The 26,124-nt window shown below is 67.0% G+C and carries 14 protein-coding genes; 5 read left to right on the top strand and 9 right to left on the bottom strand.

Annotated elements, in window-relative coordinates:
* Positions 1–235: 235 nt before the first annotated feature.
* The 5 genes from AC1REK_RS16245 to AC1REK_RS16225 all read right to left on the bottom strand — a co-directional run bounded on the left by AC1REK_RS16245 (position 236) and on the right by AC1REK_RS16225 (position 7,468).
* A complete protein-coding gene (locus AC1REK_RS16245) occupies positions 236–3,157 on the bottom strand; it encodes an FAD-binding and (Fe-S)-binding domain-containing protein (RefSeq protein WP_492269237.1) in 2,922 nt (973 codons plus the stop codon).
* A 159-nt stretch (positions 3,158–3,316) separates the two neighbouring features.
* The gene (locus tag AC1REK_RS16240; RefSeq protein ID WP_316018436.1) at positions 3,317–4,840 is read right to left on the bottom strand and encodes a tripartite tricarboxylate transporter permease; all 1,524 of its coding nucleotides are present in this window, start codon (positions 4,838–4,840) and stop codon (positions 3,317–3,319) included.
* 10 nt (positions 4,841–4,850) lie between these two features.
* The gene (locus AC1REK_RS16235; RefSeq protein ID WP_316018435.1) at positions 4,851–5,351 is read right to left on the bottom strand and encodes a tripartite tricarboxylate transporter TctB family protein; all 501 of its coding nucleotides are present in this window, start codon (positions 5,349–5,351) and stop codon (positions 4,851–4,853) included.
* Positions 5,352–5,490: 139 nt separating this feature from the next.
* On the bottom strand, positions 5,491–6,474 hold the full coding sequence (locus AC1REK_RS16230; RefSeq protein WP_316018434.1) for a Bug family tripartite tricarboxylate transporter substrate binding protein: 984 nt from the start codon (positions 6,472–6,474) through the stop codon (positions 5,491–5,493).
* Positions 6,475–6,712: 238 nt separating this feature from the next.
* Positions 6,713–7,468, bottom strand: coding sequence for a GntR family transcriptional regulator (locus tag AC1REK_RS16225; protein WP_492269238.1), 756 nt, complete (start codon positions 7,466–7,468; stop codon positions 6,713–6,715).
* Positions 7,469–7,628: 160 nt separating this feature from the next.
* Here AC1REK_RS16225 and AC1REK_RS16220 point away from each other — a divergent pair, with 160 nt between their 5' ends.
* Positions 7,629–8,807, top strand: coding sequence for a pyridoxal-phosphate-dependent aminotransferase family protein (locus AC1REK_RS16220; RefSeq protein WP_327524338.1), 1,179 nt, complete (start codon positions 7,629–7,631; stop codon positions 8,805–8,807).
* Positions 8,808–8,988: 181 nt separating this feature from the next.
* Here the strand turns inward: AC1REK_RS16220 and AC1REK_RS16215 are convergent, their stop codons facing one another.
* The 4 genes from AC1REK_RS16215 to AC1REK_RS16200 form a co-directional block, all read right to left on the bottom strand.
* A complete protein-coding gene (locus AC1REK_RS16215; protein WP_316018431.1) occupies positions 8,989–9,375 on the bottom strand; it encodes a hypothetical protein in 387 nt (128 codons plus the stop codon).
* 279 nt (positions 9,376–9,654) lie between these two features.
* Positions 9,655–13,740: an autotransporter outer membrane beta-barrel domain-containing protein gene (locus AC1REK_RS16210; RefSeq protein WP_492269239.1), complete on the bottom strand. Its 4,086-nt coding sequence runs from the start codon at positions 13,738–13,740 to the stop codon at positions 9,655–9,657.
* 334 nt (positions 13,741–14,074) lie between these two features.
* Positions 14,075–14,860, bottom strand: a complete 786-nt coding sequence (locus tag AC1REK_RS16205; protein ID WP_492269240.1) for a LytR/AlgR family response regulator transcription factor — start codon at positions 14,858–14,860, stop codon at positions 14,075–14,077.
* On the bottom strand, positions 14,848–16,068 hold the full coding sequence (locus AC1REK_RS16200) for a sensor histidine kinase (protein WP_492269241.1): 1,221 nt from the start codon (positions 16,066–16,068) through the stop codon (positions 14,848–14,850). The genes AC1REK_RS16205 and AC1REK_RS16200 overlap by 13 nt, the downstream gene beginning before the upstream one ends.
* Positions 16,069–16,362: 294 nt before the next feature.
* Here AC1REK_RS16200 and AC1REK_RS16195 point away from each other — a divergent pair, with 294 nt between their 5' ends.
* The 4 genes from AC1REK_RS16195 (at position 16,363) to AC1REK_RS16180 (ending at position 26,123) form a co-directional block, all read left to right on the top strand.
* On the top strand, positions 16,363–22,824 hold the full coding sequence (locus AC1REK_RS16195; RefSeq protein ID WP_492269242.1) for a hypothetical protein: 6,462 nt from the start codon (positions 16,363–16,365) through the stop codon (positions 22,822–22,824).
* A gap of 488 nt (positions 22,825–23,312) precedes the next feature.
* Positions 23,313–23,810, top strand: coding sequence for a TRAP transporter small permease (locus AC1REK_RS16190; protein ID WP_492269243.1), 498 nt, complete (start codon positions 23,313–23,315; stop codon positions 23,808–23,810).
* 2 nt (positions 23,811–23,812) lie between these two features.
* Positions 23,813–25,084 (top strand): TRAP transporter large permease, encoded by a 1,272-nt coding sequence (locus AC1REK_RS16185; RefSeq protein ID WP_492269244.1) that lies wholly within the window; start codon positions 23,813–23,815, stop codon positions 25,082–25,084.
* Between the two features lie 55 nt (positions 25,085–25,139).
* The gene (locus tag AC1REK_RS16180) at positions 25,140–26,123 is read left to right on the top strand and encodes a TRAP transporter substrate-binding protein (protein ID WP_492269245.1); all 984 of its coding nucleotides are present in this window, start codon (positions 25,140–25,142) and stop codon (positions 26,121–26,123) included.
* Position 26,124: the final 1 nt, after the last annotated feature.

Raw genomic sequence — 26,124 nt, 5'->3', positions numbered from 1 at the left:
GACAGCAGCTGCAGATCCGAATGGCCATGTCCGTGGGCAGCTTCACTTGGCGGGAAGCAGGCGAAACGCGATCAGTTTCAGTTCATCCAGAAGGTCAGGGCCAGAAACAGAACCTGACTCAACGTCATCAACGACCGATCACGCGTCTTTCATTGCTCGCTGCACGCCCGGCTCCGCTCCCGGAAGGGAGCGGAAGGCACTGAAGACGCGCGCCCCGGCGAAGGCGTTTCAGACCTCAATCCGCCAGTGACTGCGCCAGCACCCTGACGACGTGCACGGCCTCCCGGCCGGCGCCGTCGTGGATCTGGTGGCGACAGCTGGTGCCGTCGGCGACGACGAGATCGTCCGGACCGGCCTTGCGTACCGCCGGGAGCAACGACAGTTCGCCCATGGCGAGCGAGACGTCGATGGTCGCGGCGCCGTAGCCGAAGGCGCCGGACATGCCGCAGCAGCTCGACTCGATCGGCCTGACCTCGAGCCCGGGCACTGCCCGTAGCGTCTTCTCGACCGCGCCCATCGCGTCGAAGGCCTTCTGATGGCAGTGGCCATGCAGATGCGCGATGCGCCCGCCCTGATCCTGCAATGGCAGGCTGGTCTTGCCCGCAGCCATGTCGGCGGCGAGCAGTTCCTCGACCAGCAGCGCTGCCTTGGCCAGGGGCTCGACCTCGGCCTTCGGCAGCAAAGCTGCGAATTCGTCGCGGAAGCTCATCAGGCAGGAGGGTTCGAGCCCGACCACCCGCGCCCCCTTGGCGACGAAGGGCGCGAGCGCATCGAGCGTGCGCCGCGCCTCGGCGCGGGCCTCGTCGACCAGCCCGGCCGAGAGGAAGGTACGTCCGCAGCAGAGCGGGCGGCCGCCATCGGCGGCTTCGACGCGATGCAGCCGGTAGCCACCGGCCTCGAGCACGCGCTCGGCCGCTTCCAGGTTCTCGCGCTCAAAATAGCGATTGAAGGTGTCGCCGAAGAGCACGATGTCGCGGCCGTCGCCCTGCACTGCCGAAAGGCTGGACGGCGCGGCTGCCTCGCGCCAGGGCTTGCGCCAGACCGGCAGCGAGCGCCGCGCCGAGAAGCCGAGCCAGCGTTCGCTGAGCTTCGCCAGGAGCGGGATGCGATCGCGCAGGTTCATCAAGGGCGCGAGCTTTGCAGCGAACGGCGCATAGCGCGGCAGGAAGGCGATCAGGCGCTCCTTCAGCGGCAGCCCGTGCTTCGCGTAGTAGTGATGCAGGAACTCGACCTTCATCCGGGCCATGTCGACGCCGGTCGGGCAGTCGCGCTTGCAGCCCTTGCAGGAGACGCAGAGGTCGAGCGTCTCCTTCATCTCCGGCGAGGTGAAGGCGTCCGGCCCGAGCTGCCCGGAAATCGCGAGGCGCAATGAATTCGCCCGCCCGCGGGTCAGATGCTGCTCCTCGCGCGTCGCGCGCCAGGACGGGCACATCGTGCCGCCCGCCATCTTCCGGCAGGTGCCGTTGTTGTTACACATCTCGACCGCGCCGCCGAGGCCGCCCCAGTCGGACCAGTCGAGCGCGGTCGCGACCGGCACCGGCGTCGCGTAGCCCGGCGGGAAGCGCATCAGGCTGCGATCGTCCATGCGGTAGGGCCGGACGATCTTGCCGGGATTCAGCCGGTTCTCCGGGTCGAAGCCGTCCTTGACCGCCTCGAAGGCGCGGGTCAGCGGCCCGCCGAACATCGGCTCGACGAAATCCGAGCGCGAGATGCCGTCGCCATGCTCGCCGGAGAACGAGCCTTTGAAGCGGCGCACGAGGTCGCAGGCCTCCTCGGCGATGCCACGCATCGCCTTCACGCCGGCTTCCGTCTTCATGTTGAGGATCGGGCGGACATGCAGGCAGCCGACGGAGGCGTGCGCATACCAGGTGCCGCGCGTGCCATGCCGCTCGAACAATGCGGTCACTGCATCGGTATAGTCGGCGAGATGCTCGAGCGGGACGGCGCAGTCCTCGATGAAGGAGACCGGCTTCCCGTCCCCCTTCATCGACATCATGATGTTGAGGCAAGCCTCGCGCACCTCCCAGACCGGCTTCTGCCGGGCCGGCTCGACCACCTCGACCACCGCATCGGGGAAGCCGTGATCGGCCATGCACTGGTCGAGCCGCTTCAGGTCACGCTTGAGATCGGCAAGCTCGTCGCCGGCGAACTCGACCAGCAGCAGGCAGTTCGGCTTGCCCTTGGTGATGTCGGCGAGCGTGCGCACGAAGAGTGGGATGTCGGCGCCGAGCACCAGCACGTTGTTGTCGACGAGCTCGACCGCGACCGGCCCGAGCGCGACGATATGCTGCGTCGTCTCCATCGCGGCGCGGAAATTCGGGAAATGGCAGACGCCCATGACGCGATGCGTCGGCAGCGTCGAGAGCTTCAGCGTCGCCTCGGTGGTGATGGCGAGCGTCCCTTCAGATCCGACCAGGAGATGCGACAGGTTCGGCCGCGGCACGATCAGTTCGTCGAGGTTGTAGCCGCCGACACGGCGCTGCACTTTTGGGAAGATCGCCTCGATCGCGTCGCGATGACCATCCGCCAGCGCCAGCATCCGTGTCATCAGATCGCGCGTCCGGACCGAGGCATTGTCGCCGAGCGGCCCGTCGCCGAGCGCGAAGGCCTCGCCATCGTGGAACTGCGCCCGCAGCCCGATGACGTTGTCGACCATCTTGCCGTAGCGCAGGGAGCGCGCGCCGGAGGAGTTGTTGCCGGCCATTCCACCGATCGTGCAGCGGCTCGCCGTCGAGGGCTCGACCGGGAAGAACAGCCCGTCCTTCTTCACATGGCTGTTGAGCGCTTCCAGCACGATGCCGGGCGCGACCGAGACGGTGCGGTTCGCCGGATCATAGTCGCGGATCGCATTGAAATGCCGGCTCATATCGAGGATCAGCGCATCGCCGATCGGCTGGCCGTTCTGCGATGTGCCGCCGCCGCGCGCGATCACCGGCACGCCGTGCTCGGCCGCGATCGTCAGCGCCGCGGCGATGTCGGCCTCGCTCTTTGGGAAGGCGACGCCCTGCGGAATGATCTGGTAGATCGAGGCGTCGGTGGCATAGCGCCCGCGGGTGAAAGCGTCGAAGCGCACCTCCCCTTCCAGCGCCTGCGCGAGGCGCCGTTCCAGCCCGAGATTGCGAGAGCCCTGCTTGGTCAGGGGGGCTGCGTGGGTCATCGTTCTGCTAGCCAATTCTAGTGTGAGCCGTCATCCCGGCCGTAGCGAAGCGGAGCGCCGGGATCCATCGTAAATCCCGGCGCTCTGCGATGGATCCCGGAGCGCCGCGGCTTTGCGGCCTATCCGGGATGACTGTGGCTCTTTTCGAAGGTGGCACGACTACTCGGCGGCCTCCGCCGCCTTGCCGGCATGGCGGCCGCGCGCGGTGGCGATCAGGTCCGAGACCGGCCCCCAGAGCAGCAGGATCATGGCGAGGATGACGAGGGTCGTGACCAGACCATTGGCGATGAAGACGTGCAGGCTGCCGCCGGAGCCGAGCAGCGCCTGGCGGAAGGCATCCTCCGCCCGGTCACCGAGCACCAGCGCCAGAACCAGCGGCGCCAGCGGATAGTCGAGCTTCTTGAAGACGTAGCCGACGACGCCGAAGATCAACATCAGCCAGATGTCGAAGATCGAGTTCGAGATCGTATAGGCGCCGATGGCGCAGACGATCAGGATCACCGGCGCGACGAAGGAGAAGGGCACGCGCATGATCGCCGCGAACAGCGGCACGGTCGCGAGCACGATGATCAGCCCGGCGAGGTTGCCGAGATACATCGAGGCGATCAGCCCCCAGACGAAGTCCTTCTGCTCGACGAAGAGCATCGGCCCAGGCTGCAAGCCCCAGACCAGCAGGCCGCCGAGCAGCACCGCGGCCGTCGCCGAGCCGGGAATGCCGAGCGCCAGCATCGGCAGGAGCGCACTGGTGCCGGCGGCGTGCGCCGCCGTCTCCGGCGCCAGCACGCCCTCGATCTCGCCCTTGCCGAAGTTCTTGCCGCGCTTCGAGAAGCGCTTGGCGAGCCCGTAGCCCATGAAGGAGGCGGCGATCGCGCCGCCCGGCGTCACGCCCATCCACATGCCGACCAGCGAGGAGCGGATCAGCGTCGCCCAATAGCGCGGCAGCCCGGCCCAGGTGCGCAGCACGACCATCAGGTCGATCCGCGCCTGCTTGCCCTTGAAGACCAGCCCCTCCTCGACCGTCAGCAGGATCTCGCTGACGCCGAACAGGCCGATGACGACGATCAGGAAGTCGAAGCCGCGCATCAGCTCGGTCGAACCGAAGGTCATGCGCAGGTCGCCGGAGATCGAATCGAGACCGACGGCCGCGAGCAGGAAGCCGATGCAGAGCGAGGCCAGGATCTTGGCCCGGTTCTCGCGGCCCATGCCGATGAAGGAGCAGAAGGTCAGGAGGAAGACGGCGAAGAACTCGGCCGGCCCGAAGCGCAGCGCGAACTGGGCGACGAGCGGCGCGACGAAGGTGATCAGGATGACGCCCGAGAGCGCCCCGATGAAGGAGGCGGTGAAGGCTGCGGTCAGCGCCTCGGCCGCCTTGCCCTGCACCGCCATAGGATAGCCGTCGAAGGTGGTCGCCACCGACCAGGCCTCGCCCGGTATGTTGAACAGAATCGAGGTGATCGCTCCGCCGAACAGCGCCCCCCAGTAGATCGAGGAGAGCAGGATGATCGCCGAGGTCGGGTCCATGCCGAAGGTCAGCGGCAGAAGGATCGCGACGCCATTCGGACCACCCAGCCCCGGCAGCACGCCGACGACGATGCCGAGAATGACCCCGATCGCCATGAAACCGATGTTCTGCCAGGACAGCGCGATCTGAAAGCCGGTGATCAGCGAGGAGAGGTCATCCATCGGCGAAACCTCAGTAGCCGAGCATGGCTTCGAGCGGGCCCTTGGGCAGGGGCACGCGGAACTGCAGCTCGAAGATCCAGAAACAGGCGAGCGGCACGAGCAGCGCGGTGAGCGCGATGCTCCACCAGCGCGAAGTCGCGATCACGCCCATGAAGACGAGGATGAAGACGGCGGAAGCGACATAGAGCCCGAGCGGCTGGATCAGCGCGACGAAGACGATCAGCGGCCCCAGCACCCGCACCACCTGCCCCAGTTGCGCGTAGGTGACGAAGATCTTGTTCTCGGCGCGGAACGACTGGAACAGGATGAACAGCGACGCGGCGAGGAAGAGCCACCCGACACGGGCCGGGAAGAAGCCGTTCTGCGGGCCGTTATCCCAGCCGGCACCGCGGCCATAGGAATCCCAGAGCACGATCAAGCCGAGGCCGATCAGGATCGCGGCCGTGGCGATCTCGACCGGGCGGCGCGAGATGCCGCGTTCTTGGATTTCAGCTTCGACGGGCTGTGTCATTCACAGTTCCTCGCGAGTCATCCCGGACAAGCGGCGCAGCCGCGCCGATCCGGGATCCATTCCTGAGCCGTTCCGGCATGGATCCCGGGCTCCCTTCGGTCGCCTGGGGTGACGCAGCACCCCGGCAACGGTCACAGGTTCACTTGGCCATGAAGCCGGCATCGCCCATCAGCTTGGCGTGCTTCTCCTCGTCGGCCTTGAGGAACTGCACGAAGGCATCGCCGTCGCGGTAGTCGGGAACCAGCGCGCTGCGCGCCAGGTAGTCCTTCCACTCCGGCGTTTCCGAGACCTTCTTGAACAGGTTCACATAATAGGCCTGCTGGTCCTTGGTGACCTTGCCCGGCATGAACATGCCGCGCAGCATCTGATAGGTGACGTTCAGCCCCTGCGACGCGCAGGTCGGGATGTCCGCCCAGGATTTTCCGTCGGCGACCGGGGTCGAATAGGTCATCTTCTGGTCGGAGAAGACGCAGAGCGGCCGGGTCGCCCCGCCGCGCCAGTTGGCGACGTCCTCGGCCGGGTTGTTGGTGCTGGCGTCGATATGGTTGCCCGAGAGCTGCGTCGAGGTCTGGCCGCCGCTGGTGTGCGGGATGAAGGCGAACTTGACGCCGCCGGCCTTCTCCATCGCGAAGACGATCAGGTTGTCCTCGCGCTTGGACGAGGTGCCGCCGACCTTCAGCGGCGGCGAGGCTGCCTTGGCCGCGGTCATGAAGTCGCCGGCATTCTGGTACGGCGCCTTGGCATTGACCCAGAGGACGAAGGAGTCCTGCGCCATCATCGCGACCGGCGTGTAGTCCTGCCAGTTCAGCGGCAGCTTGGTCGCCATCGGCGTCATGAAGATGCCGCTCGAAGTGGTGATCAGCTTGTGGGGGTCGCCGACCGATTTCTGGATATCCAGCATGCCTTCGGCGCCGCCGGCCGCCGGCTTGTTGACGACGATGACCGGCTGCGAGGTCAGGTTGTGCTTCTGGATGATGCCTTGCATCGTCCGCGCCATCTGGTCCGAGGCCCCGCCGGCGGAGAAGGGCACGACGATCTCGATCGCCTTGCTCGGCTCCCAGGCCAGGGCCGGCATGGTTCCGGCTGCGAGAACCGCACATGCGGCAAGCAGATGCTGCTTCATGATGATCCGAACCTCCCTCTGTCGCGCTCTGTTGGCGTCGTAAGGGGAAGCCTAGAATCAAAAAATTTTGCATTCAATCCGAAAAATGACCTCAGTCGAATTGAAGGCGAAAATCACCATCGAGCGACCAGAGCCGGCAAGTTGTCGGACAAGGCAGGCGCCGTCCCAGGTCCCGCCCAGCCTCAACCCCAACATCGAGCCACTTGGGAGCGGCAAGCACGCCGAGGCGCGCAGAGCTTCAGCCTTCGGACTCCGCCTCCACCGCCTCGCTCACGCTGCGCTGCTCGGCAGCCTTGCGCTTGTTGCGCAGATGCATGAACAGGATGTCGCTGAGCTCGCTGCCGGCGCGGCGCCGCAAAGCGTCCAGGATCGCTTCATGCTCGCGCATCGCTTCGCCCCAGCGGTCGCGATCGGTGGCGAGATTGGCCGAATAGCGCACCCGCCGGATACGGCCCGCGAAGCTGGCATAGGTCGCGGCCAGCGTCGCATTGCCCGCCGCCGCGACGATCATGCGGTGGATCTCCTGATTGCACTGGAAGTAACCGTGCATGTCGCGGCGCAAATAGAAGCGGTACATCTCGTGATGGACCCGTTCGATCTCCGCGACCTCCTCGTCGCTGACGCGCTCGCAGGCGAGCCGCCCGGCAAGGGATTCGAGGCCACCCATCACATCGAAAAGCTCGCGCAGATCGTCGGCATTGAGCGCCCGCACGCGCGCGCCGCGATTGGGCAGAAGCTCGATCAACCCCTCGGCGGCGAGAACCTTGAGCGCCTCGCGCAGCGGCGTCCGCGAAATCCCGAAACGGTCGCAGAGCAGCCGTTCGGGAACGCGCGCACCATCGGCGAGATTGCCCTCGACGAGATAGTCGCGCAGCGCCGCCAGCAACTCGCCATGCAGCGAAGCCGGCACGCGCGCAGCCTCTCCCACGGAAGTCTCGCCCGGGCCAGCCTCCACCACACCGCCTTTGCGCGCATCCAGAACCATGCTCGTCATGAACAATCGCTAGTTCAACGACATAGCGCTGTCGAGGCCTCATGAAACCAAAATGAGCACGATCCAGTGATTGCCAAAGAAAAAAATGAATGCAAAATGAAACCCGACCTCACGGCGCGGGCTTGCAGCCGGATCAGACGGGTTGGCAGAGGATAGTATCATGAGCGCACAACAGGGTCGGCATTTCCTGCATATTCCCGGCCCGAGCCCGATTCCGGACCGGATCCTGCGCGCCATCGCGATGCCGATCATCGACCACCGCAGCGCCGAATTCGCCGCGCTCGGCAAGCACGTGCTCGAGGGCAGCAAGGCGGTCTTCAAGACGAAGCAGCCGGTGGTGATCTACCCCTCCTCCGGCACAGGCGCCTGGGAAGCGGCGATCGTCAACACGCTCTCCCCCGGCGACACCGTGCTGATGGCCGAGACCGGCCATTTCGCGACCTTGTGGAAGAACATCGCCACGCGCTTCGGCGTCGAGGTCGAGTTCATCCCGGGCGACTGGCGCCGCGGCGCCGATCCGGCCGCGATCGAGGCCAGGCTCGCCGAGGACAAGGCCCGCAAGATCAAGGCGGTGATGGTCGTCCATAACGAGACCTCGACCGGCGCCACCAGCCGCGTCGCAGAAATCCGCAAGGCGATCGACGCCGCCGGCCACCCGGCCCTGTTCATGGTCGACACGATCTCGTCGCTGGCCTCGGTCGACTATCGCCATGATGAATGGCAGGTCGACGTCACCGTCTCCGGCTCGCAGAAGGGGCTGATGCTGCCGCCCGGCCTCGGCTTCAACGCCGTCTCGGAAAAGGCGCGCGCGGCGTCGAAGACCAACAAGCTGCCGCGCTCCTTCTGGGACTGGGAGGAGATGATCAAGATCAATGCCGGCGGCTTCTTCCCCTATACGCCCGCGACCAACCTCCTCTACGGGCTGAAAGAGGCGCTCGCCATGCTGCAGGAGGAAGGGCTGGACGAGGTCTTTTCCCGCCACCAGCGCCTCGCCAGCGCCTGCCGCGCCGCGGTCAAGGCCTGGGGGCTGGAAGTGCTCTGCGAGAACCCGGACGAGCATTCTCCGGTGCTGACCGCCGTGCTGATGCCGCCGAGCCATGACGCCGACCGCTTCCGCAAGATCGCGCTGGAGAAGTACAACATCTCGCTCGGCTCCGGACTCGGCAAGGTCGCCGGCAAGGTCTTCCGCATCGGCCATCTCGGCGAATGCAACGCGCTTGCCCTGCTCGGCGCCCTGTCAGGCGTGGAAATGGGGCTGGCGGCAGCCGGCGTCCCGCATCGCAGCGGCGGCGTCGCGGCAGCCATGGCGGACCTTGAAGAAAAGGACCGGCTGAACTGAGGCGCCGGCGTTCCAGCGGAATTGCGTCGCTCCGTTCACCGGGCCTTGCCCGCTGGCGATAAGGGCGATCCGCGCCCAGAATCGAAACGAGCGCGCGGAAACTGGCCGAAGCCGTTTCCGCGCGCCCGCGGCGACAGTCTTGCGAGAAGCGACGCCGGCACCTGCCGGCGAGGAAACGACGTCAGTAGCGCTGATAGCGGTAGTCGTAGTCGTTGCGGTAGCCCCGCGGCGGCCCGTAGTCACGACGCGGGCCATAGCCGCGCGGCGGTCCATAGCCCGGGCGCGGGCCATAGCCGGGGGGCGGAGCATAGCCCGGGCCGTAGCCAGGACGTGGCCCCGGTGCGTAGCCACGGTTGGGTCCCGGCTGGCCGCGCCCCTGCTGTTGCTGCTGACGCGTCAGTTCCTGCATCATGTACAGGCGCCGCTCCTTGGCGGCCGACATCGTGAATTCCGCCGCCAGCCCGTCCAACTGCCGCGCGAGAGGCTGGGGCAGCGCCTCGGATGCCATTGCCGGAGCGGAAACACCGCCACCGATGGCAAAGGCCGCGAGGATCAATAGTTTACGCATAGCATCTCTCCTTACGTCCCCATTGAAGCCTATCAAGCATCAACAAGGGATGAACGGCATCGTTAACCGACGTTCATCAGGCGGATTGCACTGGCATTGCGTGTATAAGAGCACAACGCACGCCCAGATCGGACGGCACTAGACAGCAAAACTGATATGATCGCCGCGACATCAGCACAGTACCGGGCATCGACCGCCAGTATCGCGGCCTCCAGTTTGATCATCGGCATGCACGCCGGCAGACTTTCTGCCGGTCCTGCTTGAGGTCGGCGAGGAGCCTCAGAATTTGAGGCTGAACGTTCCGCGCAGGGATTGATCGATCGTTTCGTTCGAGAACTGTCCGCCATAGGAAACCGCGAGCGTCGCCGTCTCGCTGATATCGACCTCGAAGCCCGCATTGACGATCGCTGCGTTGCGGGCGATCGGCGTACCCGCGATGCCGAAGAGCGGGCCGCCGGCGAAGGCCAGCGTCGCGATCGGCGTCGTGTCGCTGAAGGCATGGCGCCAGCCGATCGAGCCGCGAGCGAGGATGTCGATCCCGCCCAGGGTGAAAACCGTCGAGCCCCGCAGCCCGACGGTGGTGAACAGCGTGTCGCCGGTATTGCCCGGGCTCGCCAGAGCCGCCGCCCCGCCGCGCTCGCTGAAGCCGTCGCTGTCGAGCCGTACATAGGCGAGGCTCGCGAAGGGCTCGAGCGCGAACCCTCCGGCATCGAGCCGGTAGCCGAGATCGCCGAAGGCCTGGGTCACGCCAGCCCGGTAATCGGCGGCAAGGCCCTGGCCGAAGCCCGCGAACCCGACGGCCCGGCTGGTGCCGATGTCCTGCCAGGTGTGGCTCGCCCCGGCGCGCAGGCCAAGACGGCCCCATTGCGTGCCGCCATAGGCGCCGAGATGGTAATCGTCGCTCGTGGCCGAGGAGATCCGCCCATCGACGCGAATATCGCTGCGGCTGTAGCCGGCCAGCATGCCGAAGCGCCAGGTATCGAAGACCGGGGCGTCCGCGCCGACGAAGAACCCGCCCGTCGCGCGATCCATCTTCGCAGCATTGCCGTTGCTGGAGGTCGAGCCCCACGAGCCGAAGGCCTGGCCCCACACCGTCAGGCGGTCCGCTGCGCCGCACTCGCCCGGCGAGCGGCGCGTGCCTTCCGCCCGCTGGCCAGTGCGTGAAGCCTCGGCCGCCACGCCGCAGAAGGCGGTACGGACGCGGTCGGTCGCGGCATCGCGCACGAAATGGCTGGTCTCGAGCGTCGCCGTCCGGACGGAGGCATGGAGCTCGCCCGAGAGCTGGTCGAGCGCGCCGCGCGCGGCCGCCTCGTCGGGCAGGTTGAGGAGCGCCGTGCTCACCGGATTGCCCGGCGGAGCTGGGTCGATGCCCGTGCCGGTGGCGACCTGGTTCGGCGTCCCGCCCACGGAGGCGATCGTCCGGCTCTGCTGCGTCACAAGATAGGCGTTGTTGGCATCATAGGCAGCGGCGAGCCGGATGAAGGCGGTGAGATCGGTCTCGCCGGTCAGGTCGAAGGTTCCGCGCAGGCCGTTGGTCGTGCTGAGAACGGTATAGCGGGTGCCGAGCCTGTAGGGCGCGGCGGCCGTCTTCGTGACGGCGATGACCGCACCGCTGGCAAGGGTCGCGGTGCCGCTGACGGCGATGCGGTCGGAGGCCGCCGAGCCCGGATCGACCTCGACCTGATAGACTGCCCCGGCCTGCTGGAGATAGGCGCCGTTGACCGAGAGCGTGCCCAGGCTGCCGCCCGGCGCGATCGTGCCGCCTGTGGCGACCGTCGTCGCGCCGACGGTGCCCCCGCCCGCCAGCCTGGCGCCGCCATGGACCAATACGGCCGAGTTCGCGATCGCGCCGTCGACGACCAGGGTTCCGGCGAACACATCGGTGGCGCCGCTATGGCTGCTCAGGCCCGTCAGGGTCGTGGTGCCCGCGCCTAGCTGGGCAAGCCGGCCGGTGCCGCTGATCCCCCCGTCGAAGCTGATGCTGTCGGAGCGGTTGAAGGCGAGCGTACCATCGTTGACGACGTTCCCGCGCAGGCTGCCGGACGTGCCGCCAGTGCCGATCTGCAGCGTGCCGGCGCGGATCGTGCTGCCGCCGGCCTGCGTCGCATCCCCGGCGAGGACGAGGGTGCCCAGCCCATCCTTGGCGAGGGCGCCGCCGCCGGCCACGCCGCCGCCCAGCACCAGCGTCGTGCCGGCGTCGGTCAGGAAAGTGCCCGTCCCCACCAGGGTGACGCTGCGGCCCGAGGTAATGTTGGCGGCTGTGTTGAGCGTACCGCCATGGAAGGACAGGCCGCTAGAGGCAGAGCCCAGATTCGCGTCGGAGGCGATGCGGATCGTGCCGCCATTGATGGCGGTTCCGCCGGTATAGCTGTTGCTGCCGGTGAGAACGAGTGTACCGAGATCGGTCTTGACCAGCTGGGTGGCGCCGGTCAGTTCGGCCGCGATCGCGGCGGTGAAGCCTGCCCCCAGCGCAGTGCCGTCGCCGACGCGGATCGTGGTTTGCGGGCCGAGCAGGGTGAGCGCCTCTCCGGTGACGCGATAGCCGTCGCTGGCGAATTGCAGTCCCGAGGCCGTGACAGTGCCTGGAGCGTTATCGATCGTCACCGTTCCCGGCGCGCCGGCGAAGACGGCTAAGCTGCCGTTGAGATAGAACGCGTTGCTCGCCCCCGTCAGCTCGGTCCAGTTGTTGTCGATGCCACCGAGGTGCCAGGTGCCATCGCCGCCATTGATGACGCCGTTGGATTTCGGGCCGGCCGCGCCGTCCCAGAAGGTCAGGCCGACCAGCGGCGCGTTGACCAGGTTCACCTGGTTGGCGATCGAGGTCTGCACCGAGACGTTGCTGCCCGCGGGCATGCTGCCCAGTGCAAGGCCGTTGTCGGTCAGCGAGCCGCCATAGGAGAACACCCGGTAGGTGCCGAGGCCAAAGCTGCCGCCGGCCGGCACGGAAACGTTGATCGTGCCGTCGAGCGTGAGATTGCCGCCGACGATGACGAGATCGTTGAGCGCGCCGCCGACGGCATCGGCCTGGCCGAACTCGTAGGCGAGCACCGAGCCGCCGGCCAGCGCGAGATTGCCGTTGATGGTCAAGGTGCCAGGGCTGGTACCGGGCGCCAGGATGCCGCCATTGCCGACAGCGACATTGCCGCCGATCGTACCGATGCCACCGAGCGTCGCGCCGTTCGCGACGCTGGTCAGGCCCGTCGCACCACTCTGGTTCCCGTTGACGAGCAACGTGCCCGCGGCGACGTCGGTCGCGCCCGCATAGGTGTTCGCGCCGGTCAGGGTCAGCGTGCCCGCATCGGTCTTGAGCAGGCCGCCCGATCCGGCCAGCACCGGGGCGATGCCGATATCGTGGCCGTCCGTCGCGACGGTGGCGCCGCCTGCGGCCAGGGTGACCACCTGCGTGCCAAAGCCTCTGATGAAATCCGAATTGTTCGAGATCGGGCGCAGGATGCCCCCGTCGATGGTGACATTCGCCGTCCCCAGGCCACCCCCGATCCGAACGGTTTCCAGGACGCCGCGAGCCCCGGCGGTGCCCCGTAAAGTCAGGGTGCCTCTGGCGAGCCCATCGGAGATACCGAGCTCAATTCCGTGATCGGCCCGCACGCGGGCGCCGTCTTCAACCGTGAGCGAGCCGATCCCATAGTTTCCGATGTTGATGTTGGTCGCTGCGATCCATCTCGACCCGGTCCCGGTCACGACGACATCGCCATCGGCTGGCGGGCCGGCGCCGATATAGCCCTGATTGCTGGTCACCATGGCGCCGTTCTCGATAAGCAGGGTCCCGGTGCCGTAACTGCCGATGGTGAGCTGCCCCGAATTCTCCCACTTCGCTTCCGAACCGGTCACGACGACCTCGCCGCGCGCAGAGTCGCCGACAAGGCCATCGGCGTTCGAGACCGTGCTGCCGGCCTCGATGCGCAGTTTCCCGACCCCGAAAACGCCGAGATTGAGTCGTCCGGCATTCTCCCAGAACGAGCCCGTCCCGGTTACCAGAACCTCGCCGTCGCCATTGCCATTGACGCCGATATAGCTTTCGCCGACGCTCGTGACCCTGCCTCCGGCGAGGATGCTCAGCCGTCCGATTCCATCGTCCCCGACCGTGAGCTGGCCCGTATTGGTCCACAGGCTGTTCAGGCCGGTCACCGTCACCCCGCCCTGGTCTCCCGCGGACAGGCCAATGTAACCCGCCGCATTGGTGACCTGGGATCCGCCTGCGATCGTCATCGAGCCGATACCGCCATCGCCGATCCGCAGATCGGTGCTGGGATCGATGGCCCCGACAATCGACGGGTTGTTGTTGCCGTTGAGGGTCACCTGCGCCAGAGCCGGCGACGCGCCTGCGGTCGCGAGCGCCAGAGCCAAGGGCGCCGTCGATTCGAACAGATGGCGATAGCCTCGGCGGCGAGCTCCGACGCCAGGACGGCGCACATCTTTCGTCGGGAAATTCACTCTGAAAATAAGAGGCATTAAAATAGGCCCGCGCTCAAATTCTCGGCAGTATGCAGTAAGCTGTGATTATGTTTCCTTAGTTATTCGTTAAAATCCGAGATTTCCCGGCCCCCAGCTCGATCTGCGCAGTACACCAGGGAGGCCGCCGCGCCCATTGCGCCGGTCATATCCAGCGAGCTTCCGAAGCGACCGCGACGGAGCGGGAACCGTGCCAGGACGGGGCCCCTGGGCAAGCCTCCTGCCCCGGCTAGACATTGATCAAGCGATGGCTGGCGAGACACTGACGGAGCCGCCGGGCCGCGACCCGCCCAAGCGCAACCGGTTCGAGGTCGCTGCCCAACGACAGGTTGCAACGCCCGGCTTCCTGCCACTCCACCCGTTGCAGTTGGTTCAGGTTGACGATCAGCGAGCGGCTGACACGGACAAAGGGCGGCGTCGGCAACTGGGCCTCGAAATGCCGCAGCAGCCGGCAGACCAGATAGTCCCGCGCACCGCTGATGAACACGCGCGTGAAATCGGCTTCCGCCGCAAGCATGGCGATCATGCCGAGCGGCGCGATCACCGATTTCCCGTCGATGCGCAAATGGATGCGCTGCTGCGCATCGAGAGATCGGGAATCTCCGCTCAGCTCGACATCGTCCTGCTCCCCTCCGTCGGCGAAGACAGCGTGCGCCATGTCATGCCTGTTCCGGCGCAACCGCTCGACCGCCACGGTCAGCCTTTCCGGATCGACCGGTTTCAGGAGGAAGTCGATGGCCGCGACGTCGAACGCCTTCACTGCGTAGAGATCATGCGCGGTGACGAACACGATCGCCGGCACCGGCCGTAGCTGTGCCACCAGATCGAAGCCGCCGCCGTCCGCCAGCTCGACATCCAGGAAGATCACATCCGGGTGGAGCGCACCGGCGAGCGCCTGCGCCTCCGACACGGTGCCGGCCTCGGCCACCACCTCGATATCCGCATGCGCCTGCAGCAACCGCCGCAGGCCGCGCCGAGCCGGCGGCTCGTCATCCACCAGCATCACGCGAAGCATGCATCTCCCCTCAGCAGCAACCGGGCCACCACGGCGTCGCCATCCTGCATCAGGGACAGAACGTGTCGTGACGGATAGTGAAGCTCCAGCCGCCGCCGGGTGTTGGCCAGCCCCACCGCCGGTCGGTCGCCGGCGCGTGGGATCAGCCGGCCGGGATTCACGACCTCGATCAGCACGGCGTCCTCTTCGGCCCGCCGGGCGGTCACGCGGATATCGAGCGTCGCGACCGATGAGCGCAATCCGTGCTTCACCGCATTCTCCACCAGCCCCTGCACGACCAGATGCGGCACGGGAACAGCTCGTACCGCCGGATCCATCTCCACCGCGCAGCGCAGGCGACCCTCGAAGCGCAGCTCCTGAATGCGGACGAAGGCGCGCACGGCCTCGATCTCGTCGCTCAAGGGGCAGACCGGCCGGGTTTGCTGATCCAGCGAGTAGCGCAGATAGGCGGCGATGCGGTGGGTCATTTCCAGGGCGGATTCCGGATTCTCCGGGATCTCGGCCGCCACGGTGTTGAGCGCGTTGAACAGGAAATGGGGATCCAGCTGCAGGCGCAGGCGCTGCAGTTCGGCGCGCGTCGCCGCCGCCTGCGCCTCGCTGCGCCGAACCCGCTCCGACCGGGCGTCGACATCCGCCCTTATCCAGAAATAGGCCAGCGACCAGCCGAGGAAGACCGCGGTGTAGAACACTGCCGGCACAGCGTCGTTGGCAGCGATGTTCCCCGCCGGGATGCCCGGAAACAGGCCATCCTTGAGCGCATTGGCGATCACCATCTGCAACAGCCCGCCGGAGACGGAAGAGGCCAGCGCCCAGGCGGCGATGACGGCCCTGCGATCGCTCGTCCGCTCCAGGTAGAACTTGTACGCCGCGGCCGTCAGGACGAAGCCGATCGGTTCGAGCACCAGGGTCAGCGTCACGGCCAGCGCGAAATCGCTGAAGGCGGCGAGCCGCGAGGCCAGGCCGAAGAACGCGATGAAGGTCCACGCCGCCAGGTTGGCGCGCCAGAACGATACCGGGGGCGCGGAACCGCCATCCGCGGCTCCGCCGCCGGTCGCGAAGGCGTCGGTCGGGGCTAGCGCACGGGCCTCTGCAGAACGATGCATCCAATCGCGTTCCTTGCCGGCCGCGGTCTGCCACGATGCGGCGCCCGCCCGGCCGTGGAAATGCCGGTTCATCGGCTGGATCGGCCGTTTCATCGAATCGGACAAGCGCGGCTCGGCGCAACGATATTAGGATTTTGGCCCGGCGGTTAATGTTTCGTGTCCTCCCAAGGGCCTGACTGCAGTTTTCCCCGATGCGAGCGACCGGCATCTGCGCCGATCTTACGGAGGCCGCAGGGCGCGGCGGGAGGTCCAGCATGACGACGGCGCTGAACCGGGAAGGTCGCGAGCTGGCAAGGCCAGACTTCCTCGCAGCAGCCGAGATTTCCGGCGGGAACGGGCGGCGCCCGGTGCCGACCTGGCGAGCGCCCACCGCTTACGCGTCTGTCGGGGAGTGACCGGATGCGGCGCTTCGTCGGGCCGCTGACGGTTTCGGCGCTTGTCGCCTGGCAACCCGCGATCACGCTCGCCCAGACCGTCTATACGGCCCCTGTCGAGCTCGGCCCGACCGCCACCGTGAGCGGCCTGAGCACATCCTTTACGATCTCGCCGCCTGTTCCGACCGTCTGGTTCGCAGCCGGCTACTATCAGGACGCGACGGGGCTGAACTTGACGGTCTCCGGCTCGTCGGTCGCTGTCGACCTCAGCGGTCTGGCGCAGCAGCCCGAGTCGCTGCCCCGCAGCCTGGAGGCGATCTATCAGATCAACGCCAACCATTCTCCGGGCAGCCAGCCCGGCCTGATCGTCACGAACATCAGCAACAGCACCATAGGGCTTACCTTCGAGCCGTCGGTCGCGCTGTCCGGCAGCTATATGCTGACCGGCGTCTACATGGAGTCCACCGGTGACGGCGGCGCGTCGTCAACGCCCGGCGCCGATGGCGGCGGCACGAGTTTCAACCTCGGCAACAGCACGATCACGGTCAATGCGACGGTTGCCGGCCAAGGTGCTGCCGTAGGCGTTCTGTCGCAAGGCGGCGCTGGCGGCTATGGTCAGGAGAAATCGGTCGGCGGGCGTGGTGGCGTCGCCGGGATCATCACGGGAGCCGTATCCGACACGGTCCTGTACAGCTCCGGCCAGGGTATCGGGGGCCTGGTAGTCAATCAGATCGGCGGCGCTGGCGGAAACGGCCTGGCCAACGCGGAATTCAGCAGCGGCGGCGCCGGCGCCAATGCCCCCGGCATGTATGTCCTGTTCAGCAGCTCCGGCCGGGGCAGCTCGATCATGACGGATGGCGACAACGCCCCGGGCATCGCGATGCTGGCGACAGGAGGCAATGGCGGCGTCGGCTCGGACCATGATGGCGTTCTCTCAATCAACGAGACAGGGAGCTATGGCGGCGCGGGCGGTTCCGTCCTGTCGATCACCGATCCCACCGGCGCCTCCAACAGCATTTCATTCCGGAGCTGCACGCCGAATCTGGGCTGCGCCGGCCCCCTGGCGATCACGACGAGCGGGCAGAACGCCTATGGCATCCAGCTGGTCGCCACGGGAGGAAAAGGCGGAAACTCCGGTTACATCTCCGCCGGAAGCGATCTCTCTCCCGGTGTCCCGGGGGCCGGCGGGGCGACAGGGTCCGTGTCGCTCGAACTGTTCCCGAATGCGACGATCAAGACCACGGGAGACGGGGCGAGCGCGGTTCTGGCGCAGACCCAGGGCGGCGCTGGAGGCACGAGCGGCAACGTCCACGTGGACACCGGCAACGCGACCACGGCGCCGGGCGGCCAGGGCGGCGCCGGCGGCAATGTCTGGGTCTACCTCCATGATCAGGTCAGCCTGACCACATCGGGCGCATCCGCCGATGGCGTGACGGCGCGCAGCGTCGGCGGCCAGGGCGGCTCGGTGGGTGAGGCATCCGGAGGCATCGGCGTCGCCAATGGCGGAAACGGTGGCCACGGCGGCGCCGCGGGCGGCATCAGCATCACCTCCGCCGCAACGATCAGGACAACGGGGTCGACCTCCCGCGGCATTCTCGCCCAGGCGATTTCCGGCATGGGCGGCAATGGCGGCGATAGCGGTGCGGTCTTCTCCAGCCAGTCCGGCGGGCCGGGAGTCAGCGGTTCCGTCGGCGAGATCCAGCTGACCAACAGCGGCGTGATCACCACCACCGGTTCGTATTCCCAAGGCATACTCGCCCAATCGATCTCCGGCGGAGGCGGCGCCGGCGGCAGCGCGACCGGCAGCCTGTTCTACGATCAGGGAGGCGGTGGCGCCGAGAACAGCAACGCCGGCACAATCATGCTGACGAACAGCGGCTCGGTCACGACATCGGGCGAAGCCGCTATGGCCATCGTCGGTCAGTCGGTCGGCGGCGGCGGCGGGATGGGCGGAACGGCCGGCGGCGTCTTTTATGCGTCGGGCGGCCAGGGCGGCATGGGCGGCGCCGGCGGAAACGTCAGCTTCACCCTGTCGGGCGCCCTCACGACACAAGGTTTGCTGGCGCACGGAGCCGTGGCCCAGTCGATCGGCGGCGGCGGCGGCGCCGGCGGCAACAGCTATTCGAATTCGGCTGCGGTTGCCTACAGCGTCGGCGGAGCGGGCGGCTCCGGCGGCGCCGGAGGAGCCGTGACGGTCAACGCCACGGGCCTCTCGACTGTGACGGGCACCGCGGGCGCCATCGGCATCATCGCCCAGTCTGTCGGCGGCGGTGGCGGGTCCGGCGGTGCCGGCTATGCGACGAGCGTCGGAGCTTCCTTCAGTGCAGCCGCCAGCCTTGGCGGCTCGGGAGGGTCGGGCGGTGCCGGCGGCGCTGTCACGGTGATGCTCACCAACTCCAGCGTCAAGACGGGCGTGTACGGCAACGGCTTCGACGGCCATGGCGTCGTGGTCCAGTCGATCGGCGGCGGCGGCGGCAATGGCGGCGGCGCTTCCGCAAACGCCGTCGCGGCATCCATGCCGATTCCGGCGGAAGCGGGTCCTGCATCCTCGTTCACGATCACGGCCGCCTACGCCGTCGGCGGATCCGGTGGCAATGGCGGCAGCGCCTCGAATGCGACGCTGGGAGTGAGCGCCTCGACCATCAGCACGCTGGGCGACGGCGCGCACGGCGCGGTCGTCCAGTCGATCGGCGGCGGTGGCGGCAATGGCGGCGACAGTTCGGCGATGACGGCGTCGTTCGGCTACGGTTTCACGCAGACCTTCCCCGAGGATACAATCAGCTCGCAATCGGTCTCGGCGACGCTTGCGGTCGGCGGCGCATGTTCCGGCGGTTCGTCGTCCTGCGTCGGTGGAAACGGTGCGTCCGCTTCATTTTCGCTCGAGGCGAGCGTTGGATTGCCGGCGCCCTCCATCACGACCGCCGGCCAGCTCGCGGCGGGCGTCGTGGTCCAGTCGGTCGGTGGCGGTGGCGGCAATGCCGGTGTCGGCAATGCCCGCACCAATTCCTACGGCATAGACAGCAGCTACAGCCTGACGATGAACATCGGCGCCCAGGGCGGCGCGGGGGGCAATGGCAGCGATGCGAGCGCGATAACCACTTCGTCCGGCTCGATCTACACCTCGGGAGAAAGCGCGCCGGGCCTCGTCGTGCAATCGATCGGCGGCGGCGGCGGCATCGGCTCGGGTGGGTCGGGGAGCATCGAAGGTCTTCTCGACTGGGCGCAGAGCGTCGCCGGCGCCAACGAGTCCGAGCTGCCTTCGATCAAGCTCAATCCCAACGTGAATGTGGGCGCCAAGAACGGGAGCGGAGGCGCCGGCGGATCCGTCTCCGTGACCAACTATGCGGCGATCACGACACGCGGCAACGACGCGCCGGCGATCATCGCCCAGTCGATCGGCGGCGGCGGCGGCATTGGCGGCTCGGCCGGAACGCCGACGAGCGTCTATCTGGCCCCGCCGACCAGCAGCCCCACGGGCAGCGCGCCCTCCGTGGGCGTCGATCTTCGGCTCAATGTCGGCGGCGTTTCCACCCAGGGCGGCAACGCCGGACCGGTGAATGTCACCCATGGCGGCAAGACCGCAACCTCGGGCGATTACTCGCACGGCGTGCTCGCCCAGAGCATCGGCGGCGGTGGCGGCCGCGGGGCCGTCGCCTACCTCAACAACGAATCCCAGAACGCCCTGGCGGGCTTCGTTTCATCCAGGCTCGATGCGAAAGTCCTTGTCGGCGGGCAGGCGGCGGCCAGCGGCCAGCGGTTCGGCGGAGCCGTCAACGTTCAGTTCAATGGCGGCGGCATCGGCACGGGCGCGGCGCCCGGCGCCGAACCGGCATCCGGCTTTCAATCCTATGGCATCCTTGCCCAGAGCATTTCCGGCGGCGGGGGCACAGGCGTCGACGCATCCTTCGATCCCAATGGCAGTTATGTGCTGGGCGGCAACGATCTCGGAACGATCGGAGAGGGCAGCAACGGGTCCCTCGTCCAGATCGGGACATCCGGCTCGCCCTCGCCGATCACGACCACAGGCCAGGCGGGTCACGGCGTCGTCGCGCAATCGATCGGCGCCGGCGGCGGCGTCATCGGCATTGGTTCCAGCGCCAACACCGGTCACTACACCGGCACGGCGCAGATCGATCTCGGTGGGGCCTATTCCTATGGCGATGCCGGCCCGGTCTCCATTTCGGCGCCGCAGGTCACGACATCGGGCCCCGGTGCATTCGGCCTGCTGGCCCAGAGCATCGGCGGCGGTGGCGGCATCGTCGAGACGACCTCGCGCGGCGCGATCACCCTGGCAAAGATCGGAACCCTCTTCGGCGGCGGAAATGGCGGAGCGGTGACGGTCTCCGCTGGCAGCATTGCGACCGGCGGGGTCGGCAGTCATGGCGTCGTCGCGCAATCCATCGGCGGTGGCGGCGGGTTGTTCAGCAATTATGGCACCGGCCAGACTCCGGCGCTGACCACGACCATGCCCGTCCCCGGCAGCTTGCGCAGCTATGGCAATGGCGGCGCGGTCTCGGTCTCGACCTCGGCGGACATCATCGTCTTGGGCGCCGGCACATATGGCGTCCTGGCGCAGAGCATCGGCGGTGGCGGCGGCCTGCTTGCCTTGAACGGCGTCGTCTATGCGGGATCCACCAGCGGGCCGAGCTCCCCATATCTCGGCGGCGCGGTCACCGTCACGGCCCAGGGAGCGGTAACGGCCTCGGGCAATAACGGAATCGGCATCTTCGCCCAGAGCGATGGTCCCGGCGGCGGCGGCGACATCTCCATCAATGTCGGGGCGCGTACGCCCGGATTCATATCCGGCGGCAGCGGGGAACAGGGCGCAGGCATCGTCCTTGCCGGAGGCCGCAACAATCTCGTCACGGTCGGCCAGGGCTCCTGGGTATGGGCCGCGTCGGGCACTGCGATCCGGCAAGTCGGGCCGCACCCCGTCAACGTCGCCAATTACGGCACGGTCTATGGCAACACCTGGCTCAATGGCGGCGGCTATACGACGGGCTATCAGGTTGGCGGAAGTCCGCCTCCCGCCAATGCAGGCACGCTCACGAACTTTGCCGTGATCGCGCCGATGCCGGGCCAGCGCTCGGTCATCGACGGGCATCTCGTCCAGACCGCGAGCGGGCGCATCGCCCCGCATCTGGATTTCAGCCATTCGCGCAGCGGGAGCTACCTGGTCACCGGCGATGCAGGCCTGGCCGGCAGCGTTCAGCCGACGCTCGCGACGGCGATGCCGAACATCTTCCTGCCGGTGCTCCAGGTCGGCGGCACGGCCACCGGTTCGCTCGCTGCGCCCGACAGTCCCCTGTTTTCCTACACGCTGCGGGAAACGGCCCAGACATACGACATCGCGATTACGGGGGCGCATTTCGACGCGCCGCGCTTTGGATTGACATCGCACCAGGCCGGCCTCGCGAACGCCCTGCAGAACATGTTCTTTCAGGGCAAACCCCAGCTCGGAGCATTCTACGCCGGCCTCGACAGCGTGGCTGGCCAGGGCGCGGTACCCTATCGGAGCGCACTTGCAGGCCTGGCGCCACGAAGCGCGATGACGCTGTTCTCGCACGCTTCCGCCGACGCCACGCGCATCGCCGACGCCTCGATGAGCTGCCCGAAGTTCGGGGGCGTCGGCGTCGGCGCGCAAGCCTTCCTCACCGAGGGGGAATGCGCCTATGTCACGACGCGAGGACAGCGGACGACGCTGAGCGGCGATCTGGACCGAAGCCGGGCGAGCCTCGACTCCGCCGCCTGGCAGATCGGCGGCCAGGGCAGGATCGGCGAAGGCCTGCTGCTCGGCGGGTCGCTAGCCTATCAGGCGGACTGGTTCAGCGGGCGCGACGGCGTCTCGGCTCAGGGATCGAGCCTGCAGGGCGCGGTGACCCTGAAGTACCAGACCGGGTCATGGTTGCTGACCGGAGCGCTGTTCGGCAGCTTCGGCGAGTACGACGTCAAGCGGCGTGTGATGGCCCCGACCCTCGCAGCCATTGCGGGTGCCGATGCCGGCTTTCACGCGGCGGGCATCCGCGCCCGCATCGCCTATACGCTTGGCGGCGAGAGCTTCTATGTGCGGCCTTACCTGAACCTCGATCTGGTGCATGCGCGCAATGGCTCGTTCGCGGAAAGCGGCATTGGCGAGCTGGGGCTGCGGTTCGATGGCGGGTCGTACAATACGGCGATCCTGACGCCCGCCATCGAGTTCGGCAGCCGTCTCGACCTGGCGAACGGCATGGTGCTGCGCTCGTTCGTGTCAGCCGGCCTCAGCCTGCGCTCGAACGATACCTGGAAGGGCGCTGCCGGCTTCAATGGCGACTTCAGCGGGCAGAGCTTCGCGCTCAGCGCACCAATCGACCGAGTGGCTGCGCGCGTCACCGCTGGCCTGCAACTGTTCCGGAGCGAGTTCGTCGACGTCAGGCTGCAATATGACGGGGAATACGGATCTGAAGCCTCCAAGCACGGCGCCACGGCGAGTTTGGCTTACAGGTTCTGAGCAAACTCGAGATGTCGATATGGCGTTCCGAGCTCGAGACGCCGACTCGTCAATTCTGCTGCATCGATGCAAAGCTCGCCGCGCTAGCTAGCAGCTGTTCCTCCGATTGACGCCATGGCTGCAAGACGAGGCAATCTCACGCTTGCGCCAAAAGACGACCTTGGCGGAGCTCCGATAGCGGCCACCCAACGCCCGCCGGCTGGATGGAACGACAAGCCATTCGCGGCCGCGCGGCATCCGGCGCGCCGGGTTTTGGGGCGGCCAGCCGGCTAGCGGGAAACAGCAGCGCCCTTCAGGGCTCTTCAGGTCGAGACTTCACCCTCCAAGCAATCACGGGCGTCGCGACAACATCGCGCGATGCAGCCGCGCGCCGGAGACCAGCTCTTCCGCACATAGCGCAGCCCGACCTCAATTTGGCTTGACGGCCGTCTTGCCTCGAAATAATCATCAGCAAAATTAAAATTCATATATAAAAACGGAGGATGCGCATGAGCGAGCGCGCTACATCGGGCGGGTTGGCGGTACTGATCGGGATCTACAGAGCCGTTCTGGCCGCCCTGCTGATCGCCATCACGCTTCTGATCGCGGTCGCGGTCTTCTTCCGCTACGGGCTCGGCGCGCCGATCCTGTATTCCTACGAGCTCGCGTCGCTGCTCTTCGTATGGCTGGTCTTCCTGTCGCTGGCAGGCGGAGCCGCCCAGGCCGCGCATCTCGGTGCCGACGTGCTGACGCCCTATCTCGGACCGGCGGCGCTGCGCCTCCTGCAGATCGCCGCCCACATCCTGTCGCTCGCGGTCCTGGCCTATATCAGCTGGTATGCCTGGGTCCTGACCGGCCGGACGCGGGTCGAAATGCCGACGATCGGGCTGTCCATGGCCTGGATGTATGCGGCCGTGCCGGTCGGCTGCGGCCTCTATATGGGTTGGATCGTCTACGACCTCGCGCGCCTCGCCAGAGTGCCTGCACCCGCCGTCGTGGAGGCCTGATCATGGGCAGCACCGGTCTTTTCGCCGTCTTCACCGGCCTGATGATCACGGGCATGCCGATTGCCCTCGTGATCCTCGGCGCCGCCATCCTGTTCGTCATGTACGAGCCCGGCCTGATGCCGCTCGGCGTGGTGCAGGCCCTCGTCAACGCGACGCAGCCCTTCCCGCTCATCACCATCCCGCTCTTCCTGCTGGCGGGCGAGCTGATGAACGCCAGCGGCATCTCGCGGCGCCTGATGGATTTCGCGACCTCGCTGACGGGGCACATGCCGGGCGGCCTCGCCCAGGTGAACGTCGTGGTCAGCACGCTGAAGGGCGGCATGAGCGGCTCGGCCAATGCCGACGCCGCCATGGATGCCAAGATGCTCGTCCCGGAGATGACGCGGCGCGGCTACGACATCGCCTTCTCCTCGGCGATCACGGCGACCTCGGCCTTCACCGCCGCGATGCTCCCGCCCTCGATTAGCCTGTTGATGTTCGGCTTCGTCACGGACACGTCGATCGGCGCGCTGTTCCTCGCAGGGATCGTCCCGTCCATCCTGCTGACGCTCGCCTTCATGCTCGCGACCCACATCATCGCGAAGCGCCGCAACTACGGCGGTGACACGAAATGGCTCGGCTGGGGCGTCGTCGGACGGACCTTCATCGCCTCCCTGCCGGCCCTGCTGCTGCCGCTGGTCATCGCCTTCGGCATCCGATTCGGGATGTTCACGCCGTCGGAAGCGGGGGCGGTCGCGGTCCTGTACGCGCTGTTCTTCTGCGCCGTGACGCGAGAGGCGAGCTGGTCGGAGGTCTACGGCGCCATGTGGACCACGGCGGCGACCACCGGCGCCATCATGCTGGTGCTCGCCGCGACCGGAGCCCTCAGCTTCGTCCTGACCTTCGAGCGCATTCCGCAGGCCGTGGCCGAGCAACTCGTCGCGATCACCTCGGAGCCGCATCTGCTGCTGATGCTGATCTGCGTGCTCGTCTTCGTCGTGGGCATCTTCATCGAGGGCCTGCCGATGATCCTGATCCTGGCGCCGATGTTCCTACCGGCCGTCACCGCCGCCGGAATCGACCCGGTCCATTACGGCGTGGTCTTCGTGCTGGTTTCGCTGCTCGGTGGCATCACTCCGCCGGTCGGCACGCTGATGGCCACGACCTGCGCCATCACCAAGGTGCCAATGGGGCCGTTCTTCCGGGAATGCCTGCCGTTCCTGGTCGCGATCGTCGTGACCGGCCTCATCATCATCTTCATTCCGCAGACCGCTACCTGGCTGGCCTACCTCTAGCCGGTGAAGCCTGGCCACGAACCCAAATCATCGAAAATCACGGGAGGAAAAAACGATGAAGCATCTGCTGAGATCAGCCGCAGTGGCCGCCCTGGGAACACTGGCCGCCTCCGCGGCACAGGCTCAGACGACCCAGCTGCGCTTCGCGCACATGAACGGCGCGCAGCACTCGGTCAATCTGGGAGCCCTGAAGCTCAAGGAAGCGGTCGAAGCCCGCACGAATGGCCGGGTGCAGATCGGTGTCTTCCCGAGCGGGCAGCTCGGCGAAAGCACCGCCGTGGGCGAGCAGATCAGCCTGGGCAGCGCGCTGATCGGCCAGCTCAGCACCGGTGTGCTCTCCGACTACGTCCCGGACTATTCGGTTCTGGTCTACCCGTTCCTGTTCAAGGATTTCGGACAGATCAAGGCCTTCCTCGCCACCGACATGCCGAAGCAATGGGCGAAGGAGCTGGAGAAGAACAATCTGAAGCTCCTTTGCTACATGAGCTTCGGCACGCGCGATCTCTATACGCGCAACAAGATGGTGCGCGTTCCCGCCGACATGACGGGGCAGAAATTCCGCGTCCAGCCGACCACCATCTACACCGAGCTCGCCAGATCCATGGGCGCGACCCCGACCCCGATGCCCTGGCCCGAAATCTACAGCGCGCTCAGCCAGGGGGTGATCGACGCGGCCGAGGCTCCGCCCAACGCGATCGTCGACCAGAAGCACTACGAGCACGCCAAGATGTACATGAAGACAAACCACATCGTCGACGTGTCGCCGATCGTGATGAGCCTTTCAGCCTTCAATCGCCTCTCCAAGGACGACCAGGCGGCGGTCACCGAGGAAAGCCAGAAGGCTTGCGATTGGATGAGCGAGGATACGGCCAAGGCCTATGATTCCAGCATCCAGGTGCTCAAGAGCCGCGGCATGACCATCGTCGAGGATGTCGACCGTGCTGCCTTCGCCAAGCGTGCGGAAGCCATCGAGAAGGCTTTCCCGAAATGGACCGCCAATCTGGTGAGCAAAGTCAAAGCAGCGATCGGGAGCCAGTGAG

This window comes from Allobosea sp. GW823-FHT02B03 (assembly GCF_058797755.1).
Note: the sequence above shows the minus strand (reverse complement) of the source record. Positions and strands in the feature narration are given on the sequence as shown.

What these genes read in the sequence shown, in the direction of transcription:
- AC1REK_RS16245 (WP_492269237.1), bottom strand. Translation starts at nt 3,157, where the DNA reads ATGACCCACGCAGCCCCCCTGACCAAGCAGGGCTCTCGCAATCTCGGG.
- AC1REK_RS16240 (WP_316018436.1), bottom strand. Translation starts at nt 4,840, where the DNA reads ATGGATGACCTCTCCTCGCTGATCACCGGCTTTCAGATCGCGCTGTCC.
- AC1REK_RS16235 (WP_316018435.1), bottom strand. Translation starts at nt 5,351, where the DNA reads ATGACACAGCCCGTCGAAGCTGAAATCCAAGAACGCGGCATCTCGCGC.
- AC1REK_RS16230 (WP_316018434.1), bottom strand. Translation starts at nt 6,474, where the DNA reads ATGAAGCAGCATCTGCTTGCCGCATGTGCGGTTCTCGCAGCCGGAACC.
- AC1REK_RS16225 (WP_492269238.1), bottom strand. Translation starts at nt 7,468, where the DNA reads ATGACGAGCATGGTTCTGGATGCGCGCAAAGGCGGTGTGGTGGAGGCT.
- AC1REK_RS16220 (WP_327524338.1), top strand. Translation starts at nt 7,629, where the DNA reads ATGAGCGCACAACAGGGTCGGCATTTCCTGCATATTCCCGGCCCGAGC.
- AC1REK_RS16215 (WP_316018431.1), bottom strand. Translation starts at nt 9,375, where the DNA reads ATGCGTAAACTATTGATCCTCGCGGCCTTTGCCATCGGTGGCGGTGTT.
- AC1REK_RS16205 (WP_492269240.1), bottom strand. Translation starts at nt 14,860, where the DNA reads ATGCTTCGCGTGATGCTGGTGGATGACGAGCCGCCGGCTCGGCGCGGC.
- AC1REK_RS16195 (WP_492269242.1), top strand. Translation starts at nt 16,363, where the DNA reads ATGCGGCGCTTCGTCGGGCCGCTGACGGTTTCGGCGCTTGTCGCCTGG.
- AC1REK_RS16190 (WP_492269243.1), top strand. Translation starts at nt 23,313, where the DNA reads ATGAGCGAGCGCGCTACATCGGGCGGGTTGGCGGTACTGATCGGGATC.
- AC1REK_RS16185 (WP_492269244.1), top strand. Translation starts at nt 23,813, where the DNA reads ATGGGCAGCACCGGTCTTTTCGCCGTCTTCACCGGCCTGATGATCACG.
- AC1REK_RS16180 (WP_492269245.1), top strand. Translation starts at nt 25,140, where the DNA reads ATGAAGCATCTGCTGAGATCAGCCGCAGTGGCCGCCCTGGGAACACTG.